The following is a 7,048-nucleotide window of genomic DNA, read 5'->3' on the forward strand; positions in this document are numbered from 1 at the left end:
TATCTTCAAAGAGATCCAGTTGACATAGCAGCCACTGGGGGTACCAACTGGCAAAAATACTTGCCTCCACGTTTTCAGAAAGTAATTTTTTACCCAGAACTATGGACGGATCAAGAGAAAGAAGAATGGGGTAAAGGTTGGGTTGTCAAAGAGATTTTTGGAGATGATACTCCAGGAAAATATTAAAACCAATTACTTCAATGGAAGGGAAACAGCAAAATGAAAAACAAAAATATCATCCTGATATTTTATTGTTTGTATTGTTGATTCCCTTTATTTCTGCTTTCAATTATTACTTGACTTATTCCAATATTCAACTCAATGGTTTTTTACTATTAACCTATACCATTGATACTTTACAGGGATTTTTGGCTTGGTGGAGTGTTCGAAGCATTATCATTTTTTTGGATAGGAAACTTCCATTCGAACCCAAACCATCAAAAAGAATAGCAATCCAGGTTTTTATAACCACTGCTGTTGGTTTATTTCTGATCATTTCAACCACTGAGATTATAAGTTTTCTTGTCAAAGGAGAATCAGCCCATATCAGTTTCTATACATTAGATGTGTTGATTATAAGCATTTGGTTTTTAGTGATCAATGCGATTTACATAGGCCTTCACTATCAATATGCATTTAAAGAAATTCGAGATAGTCAAATTGCGACCTCGGGTAAGAAAAGTATTCCTGTGCGCCAAGGGAAGCAAGAATATTTGATAAAAACGGATGAGATAGGATTTCTAAAAAAAGAAGAGCAATACATTCAATTGGTGACACGAGAAGGAAAAAGGTATTTGCTTGATGAAAGTCTGGATTATTGGGAAAAAGAACTGCCAGAGGATGATTTTTTCAGATTGAACAGGCAGTCATTAATTCATAGAGAATTGGTATCTGGATTTAAAAAACTCGAAAATGGAAAATTGGAGGTGCAATTAAATAAGGAGCTGGATTCCAGTCTTGAATTGGGAATAAGTAGGACAAAAGCACCATCATTTCGTACTTGGTTTTTGCGCAATTCCTGACATTTCAACCAGAAAATTACTACAGTTCGACTTCAAAAAAGCATTTTTAGAGGTATTTGGGAAGATTTTGAAGTAATCTTGGGTAAATGTTTTACAAGGATGAAAAAGCTCATATTACTTTCTTTTGGTAGTTGTTTGATTTCTTTTCTCTCTTTTGGGCAAAGCGAAAAAGTAATGGATTATCGGAATTTCCCATTGACTGTAAGCTTGCAGTTTCATGCATTCTCCATGCCTTTCAAAAATTTAAAAACAAACTTTCAAAATATAGGGATTGGAATAGGGACAGAAGTAAGCCACAATTCAAAGCATGATTGGGTTCAAGAATTCACTTTGATTTGGATTAGAAATAAGAAAATTGGCAATGGCTTATTCTTTATTACCCAGGCTGCCTGGAGGCCATATTTGGGAAATCCGGTTTTTGGTGAAGTAAAAGCAGGTCTGGGTTATCATTATGCTTTTAGACCATCGGACTCATTTAAAATGCAGGAGGGAAAATGGATTTCAACCGGCAAAAAGGGTAAAGGTATGCTTGCTATTCCTGTAGGAATTGGACTTGGTATTCATGACTATTCCTCAAAAACATATACAAGTCCTTTTGTCAATTATCAATTCATGTTGATTAAAGGATTTAATACAACTGTTCCGATTGTACCTGAGACCTTTATTCAAGTTGGAACACGAACTCATTTTTGATCAAATTCCATGAAAGCTATCGCATCTATATTCGTGTTCATTTTTCTGGTTCTTTCCATCGCAGGATTTAAAGCATATGCACAGGAAATATTGGTTGAACCATGTAAGAATGAGTCGAAAATTGAAGTTCCAAAATCGTATGAAGGAATAAAGGAGAAAATGGAGGCATTTATTGCTACTGGAGTTCCTGGTTTTGTTTTAGGTGTTGAATCGCCGAATGGATTTTATTATGGTTCAGTCGGATATGCCCAATTGGAAAATCAAATCCCTATGGAAACTTGCCATTTACAGTACCTGCAGAGTATTTCAAAACTCTATTTGGCGGTGACTGTATTACAATTAGCGGAATCCGGACAAATTGATTTGGATATGGGGATTAGCAATTATCTCCCTTCAAAATTGGCTGATTGGGTACTAGAATCTGATAAAATGACGGTGAGGATGCTTTTGAATCATACTTCAGGTATTTCAGAATATAATTACCTCCCCAATTATGTTTCCATCTTATTACAGGACCCGGAACATGAATTTGAACCGGAAGATTACATTGAATTAATCAAAGGAAAGAAGCCTGACTTTGAACCTGGATCTAAATACTCTTATAGAAATTCCGGATATGTTCTTTTGGCTTTGATGATGGATCATATGACAGGAGATCATGCAGCATATATGCAAGAGCATGTTTTTGATCTTCTTGGTTTGAAAAACACATTTTACAGAAATGATCCTGATTATCTGACTTATCCAAATTTGGTCAACGGCTACTGGGATAGATTCAGTGATGGAATCATCGAAAATTCTAGCAGACTTCAGGTGGAAAATGTTTCCAAATTGGTAGGAGATGATGGAATCGTAGTCACACCAAATGACGCTATCCGATTTCTTAAAGCATTAATCAATGGTGAATTGATTTCTGAAAAAAGCTTGTCCGAGATGAAAAATTGGGTGAACAACTCCCAAGGAGAAAAGGCTTATGGATTAGGCTTAGATTATGCAATGATTGGTGGAGAGGTGGCCTTTGGTCATAGTGGCGGTGGTTTGGGTGCAGGAAGCCAACTTTACTATTTTCCAGAAAAGGATTTATACTTTTTTATGGCCATCAATTTGGCGACCGTTACAGATAGCCCTATTCATAAGGAAGCAGAGGCTGTTTTGAATGAGATTTATGAGATTTTATTGAGGGATTAAACCAGTGTTTAGAAAGATATTAAATTGGTTTTGTAACTATTTTGAATTTCTATTTTTTACCCATTGAGTTAGACTTTTTTGGTAAATTGTGAATTGAGATAATCTATTTTTATTTAAAAAGTTAAGCCCATGAATATCCTTAAAAACATTAAGCTATCTGAAGAAAGGCCTGGCGTCTTGCAGGTTTATAAAACAGATAAACTTAATCTTTTTGCCATTGCCTTGTGTAAAGACCAAATGCTTAAAAAGCATCACACAAATGTACCCACAATGTTAACTATGCTAAAAGGGAAAATCGAATTTGAAATTCAAGGCAAGACCTTTGTATTTGGAGAGTTTGATATTTATGAAATCCCGGTAACCATCGAACATGAAGTTCGAGGTCTTGAAGCAGAAAACATATTTACATTGACACAAGAAAGGTAAGTTTGTAGTTCCTTCAAGATGATTTTTTTGGATAATGCTTCTTAACAAAATTTGCCGCATTATTAAAACAAAAATCTTCTACAGCCGCTCTTACGTCATCCATGTTTTTGAGATGAGATAGATGTTTAGGTTTGCCGTTTTTTCTAGCTTGCTCAATTTCAAAAATCAAATTTCCCGCAAAAACCCCAAATTCCAATACGGAAGGATAAGGATTAGGTGGATCAATTAAGCCTTCGAAATCTGTTCCGATTGTAAGGCATTTCCAAACTTTATGAGCATCCTCTTCAGGAAGATTTTTATAGGCACTTTCTATGATCGCATTGATATTATCCCAAATCAGTTGGATGCCATTTCGCGAAGTTTTTTTGTCTGTTGATTTGATTCCGAGGATTCGTTGATCAAATGATAACCCAAAAAGTCCCTCCGTCTTCACAATCATTTGGATATCTTCATCACAAAGATTAATGTTCCATGAGTTGAATTTACCCATTGGTTGGTTTTCGATCAGTTCTTTTATGGCCTTTTTACTCAATTTACTCTCATCTCCACATAATTCGCAGTAGTCATCTCTTTCACTATCCTGTAGTTTTATATGTTCCTCTAAGCTTTTCCGACCAGAGTATCCACAATGAGAACCAATTACAGGGATGACATCGCCTTTTGCAAAACACTCATTTACGATTTTATCATAATATTCTTTTCGGGATTTCGCACTCATATGTTTTACATCTATGAGTATTCGATATCCGAGGTCTGGGTCTCTTTCCAAGTTTTTATTTAAACCGAGCAACTCCCTGATAATTCTTTCTCCGTTTGGATTGAAGCCCTCATTCATTGCGGTAGTTTGATCTAAAAGCAACTTTCCCATATCTGGAATGGAATGAGCGTGACCACACAGTTTATTATCAAAATGATGAGCGAAAGTGATAAAGAAAATTGGAACAGGCCATTCATTTTTAACATGTTTTACTCTTCTCGATATTTCTGCAATACTAGCACGATCTGTTCCTAGGGCATGAGCCCCTTCAATCGTGACCACCATGGTAATTTCATCATCTTTTTCTAAGGATTGATTTAATTCCATAGGATCTTTGGGGACTAGATATTTTGCATCCTTTACATTCAATTCTTCACCTACATATTTTCCTCTTCTTTTCTCAGATTCTAAAATTCTTCTAAAAAGTCCAGGCGTGAAAATTTTATTTTTTCCAATCCTATTACCAGAATCAGAAAGAACAAATTCTAATTCTCGATTTAGTGAATCCCAATAATCATAGCCTGAAGATTGAAAATAATCGACTGATTCATCAGGAATCCTCATGTAGGCTGTCTGGATAAAATCCCGAAGCGGAAGTTTATGGGAAGTAGCAAAAGCAATAAGGAATCTATACCATTTATCTTTTCCGGGAGTAGGTTTAAACCCTTTGACAAATTGTCTTTCCAAAGGATATAGAGAGTTAAATGTAAGTCGAACATTTCCATTCCAAACTTTTACCAAATCTGCTTGACTATAGGAAGCTCCCATTTTTCCTTTGAGATACCCTTTTCTATTGGATGAAATAACGGTCCATGGCGTGAATGACTCATTCTTCTTGAAACGATCAGGGTTTTCTTGCATCCAAAAATGAGCACGCATGTGATTATGCGTATGTAAGTCAGAGAATTTCATCCTTTAAAAATTAAATAATGAGCTCTCTCCCCAAAATACTTTTTTGATGTCATTCACGACGGAATCTGAATTGGTGTAATACCAATGGTGAACAGTTTCATGCAAAATTCCATCGTCATCCTGGATGTCTGTTACATCGCATTCATATACATCGTCAGGTAGTCGATCGTTCTTTTTAGCTCCCCATCTTCCCAATCTATTGAATGCATTTTTTGTCGTTTCGGAAACACCAAGCGCTAAATCTTTATTATGGAAATAAATGTGGATTCTTTTTCCAAGATCAATCAATTGATACATGGGCTTAGGGCTTTCGATAGCATCATAGTCAATATCTGCTCCAGCTAAGATTATTTCTTCAAAGAGGCTGACAATAGGGACATTGATTTGGGATAAATCATTGATCATATTTTCCAATACACGATTTCCCATACTATGGCAGAGTAAGTGAAGTTTTTGCTCACAAAGAGGTTGCTTTTCTTTCACTAATTTCTGTTTGAAAAACTCTCTTAAACTTGCCATGGATCTCGCCAATGCAAAACCAGATTGTTTGGCATCATAGGCATCATCCCTGTATTTTAATAACTTCTTTTTAGCAGGCCAAGTGAAAATAACAATATGGCATATAGGAGAATCCTCGGGTTCTACATATTTTCTGTGGAGATCCGCAAGTGTCTGCATGGATGTTTCCAAATCTGATTTGAACCCATGGATAAATACCAAAATATCTTGCCTTTTTTTAGTAGCCACACCACTTTTATAGAGCTCCTCAAATATCTGAGAGGAAGGAAAAACGCTTTTATCTACAGACTGCTCATCAGCGTATTTTTCCAAAGTGCTTTCATTGACTTCCGGAATAATATTGATCTTGAAGTCTTTTAATTTTTTTGCTTTTTTCGGATCAAAAGAAACTGTTCCATAACGGAGATTATGTCTAGCTTCTTCGTCTCCGTCCATTCGCATGAACTCATTTTCATTTACTGCTATGTAACTTTTGCTCTTTCGGGAAGTTACTTCTCTGTTTGTGATGATGTAATGGGTAGTCATTGGATTTAATGTTTAGAAAAATTAGAAATCAATAAACTTTAATGTTCTGTAAAAAGAAGACAGCTTTTTAAATTGATTTAGAAAGTTATCCTTTAAGTTCTTTAATAATTAGCTGAATATCAAGGAATGGTAGGTCCAATCTTTTGATTTTTAGTTTTTATAAAAAGAATAACATTTATAGAAGTATCTTTTTTGTAAATTCTCCCATTCAAAAAAAGATTTTGCAGAATTTTATAACCCCCTAAAAAAAGCTATTAAATGCATATTCACTATTGTTCTGATTTTGCTGAAATGAGTAAGAAAGGAGCCGATTTAGTTCACCTTGAGATTTCAAAAAAACCTGATCTTTTGTTTTGCGCAGCTAGTGGAGGGTCTCCATCTGGACTTTATGAATTGATGCATCAAAAGCATCTGGCGAAACCGGAGTTCTTTAAAAGAATGCGAGTGATCAAACTGGATGAATGGGTTGGGTTGCCAGAGGATTCTCAGTTTACCTCTGAATATGATATTCAGGAAAAGCTTCTTAAAAAAATAGAGATTCCGTCAGATCGATATATTTCATTCGATAGCCAGGCACAGAAGCCTCTTCAAGAATGCCAGCGTGTGGATCAAGAGCTTGGTAAATCTGGACCCATTGATATCTGTATCTTGGGAATAGGGCAAAATGGGCACATTGCATTAAATGAACCTGCTGAGGCTTTGCAGGCAGATTGTCATATTGCAAAGCTTTCAGAAACTACTTTAAACAGCGGAATGATTCAAACCGTAGGAATTCCACTAACAGAAGGAATGACTGCTGGAGTTGGTACGATTTTGAGATCTAAGATGATTCTTCTTTTTATTGCTGGGAAAGGGAAAAAGCAGGCACTTAAGCAATTATTGACTAAGAAAATACAAACCCAACTTCCAGCATCCATGCTATGGATGCATTCGAATGTTCATTTATTGATAGATGAATCTTCTCTATAGAAAGTGATAAGAGGATTTCTCAATATGCCATAATTTG

The 7,048-nt window shown here is 35.7% G+C and carries 7 protein-coding genes and 1 pseudogene; 6 read left to right on the forward strand and 2 right to left on the reverse strand.

Going from position 1 to position 7,048, the window contains the following annotated elements; genetic code table 11:
- The 5 genes and pseudogenes from Q0L68_RS13835 to Q0L68_RS13855 all read left to right on the forward strand — a co-directional run.
- Positions 1–186, forward strand: a pseudogene (locus tag Q0L68_RS13835) (tryptophan 2,3-dioxygenase); the annotation flags it as partial.
- A gap of 14 nt (positions 187–200) precedes the next feature.
- Complete coding sequence (locus tag Q0L68_RS13840; RefSeq protein ID WP_296704253.1) at positions 201–1,022, forward strand: LytTR family DNA-binding domain-containing protein; 822 nt, start codon at positions 201–203, stop codon at positions 1,020–1,022.
- Between the two features lie 99 nt (positions 1,023–1,121).
- Positions 1,122–1,715 carry a hypothetical protein gene (locus tag Q0L68_RS13845; protein WP_296704255.1) on the forward strand — a complete coding sequence of 198 codons (594 nt, stop codon included), beginning with the start codon at positions 1,122–1,124 and terminating at the stop codon, positions 1,713–1,715.
- Between the two features lie 9 nt (positions 1,716–1,724).
- Positions 1,725–2,903: a serine hydrolase gene (locus Q0L68_RS13850; RefSeq protein WP_296704258.1), complete on the forward strand. Its 1,179-nt coding sequence runs from the start codon at positions 1,725–1,727 to the stop codon at positions 2,901–2,903.
- A gap of 129 nt (positions 2,904–3,032) precedes the next feature.
- The gene (locus Q0L68_RS13855) at positions 3,033–3,329 is read left to right on the forward strand and encodes a hypothetical protein (protein ID WP_296704260.1); all 297 of its coding nucleotides are present in this window, start codon (positions 3,033–3,035) and stop codon (positions 3,327–3,329) included.
- A 13-nt stretch (positions 3,330–3,342) separates the two neighbouring features.
- On the opposite strand, the gene Q0L68_RS13860 is transcribed toward Q0L68_RS13855, so the two are convergent.
- Both Q0L68_RS13860 and Q0L68_RS13865 read right to left on the reverse strand, forming a co-directional pair.
- Positions 3,343–4,998: a hypothetical protein gene (locus tag Q0L68_RS13860; RefSeq protein ID WP_296704263.1), complete on the reverse strand. Its 1,656-nt coding sequence runs from the start codon at positions 4,996–4,998 to the stop codon at positions 3,343–3,345.
- Between the two features lie 3 nt (positions 4,999–5,001).
- Positions 5,002–6,042, reverse strand: a complete 1,041-nt coding sequence (locus Q0L68_RS13865; protein WP_296704267.1) for an alpha/beta hydrolase — start codon at positions 6,040–6,042, stop codon at positions 5,002–5,004.
- Positions 6,043–6,300: 258 nt separating this feature from the next.
- On the opposite strand from Q0L68_RS13865, the gene Q0L68_RS13870 reads away from it, so the two are divergent.
- Entirely contained in the window at positions 6,301–7,011 is a 711-nt protein-coding gene (locus Q0L68_RS13870; RefSeq protein WP_296704271.1) for a 6-phosphogluconolactonase, read from the forward strand.
- Positions 7,012–7,048: the final 37 nt, after the last annotated feature.

Origin of the sequence: Algoriphagus sp. (genome assembly GCF_024642405.1) — a bacterium.
Classification (GTDB): Bacteria; Bacteroidota; Bacteroidia; order Cytophagales; family Cyclobacteriaceae; genus Algoriphagus.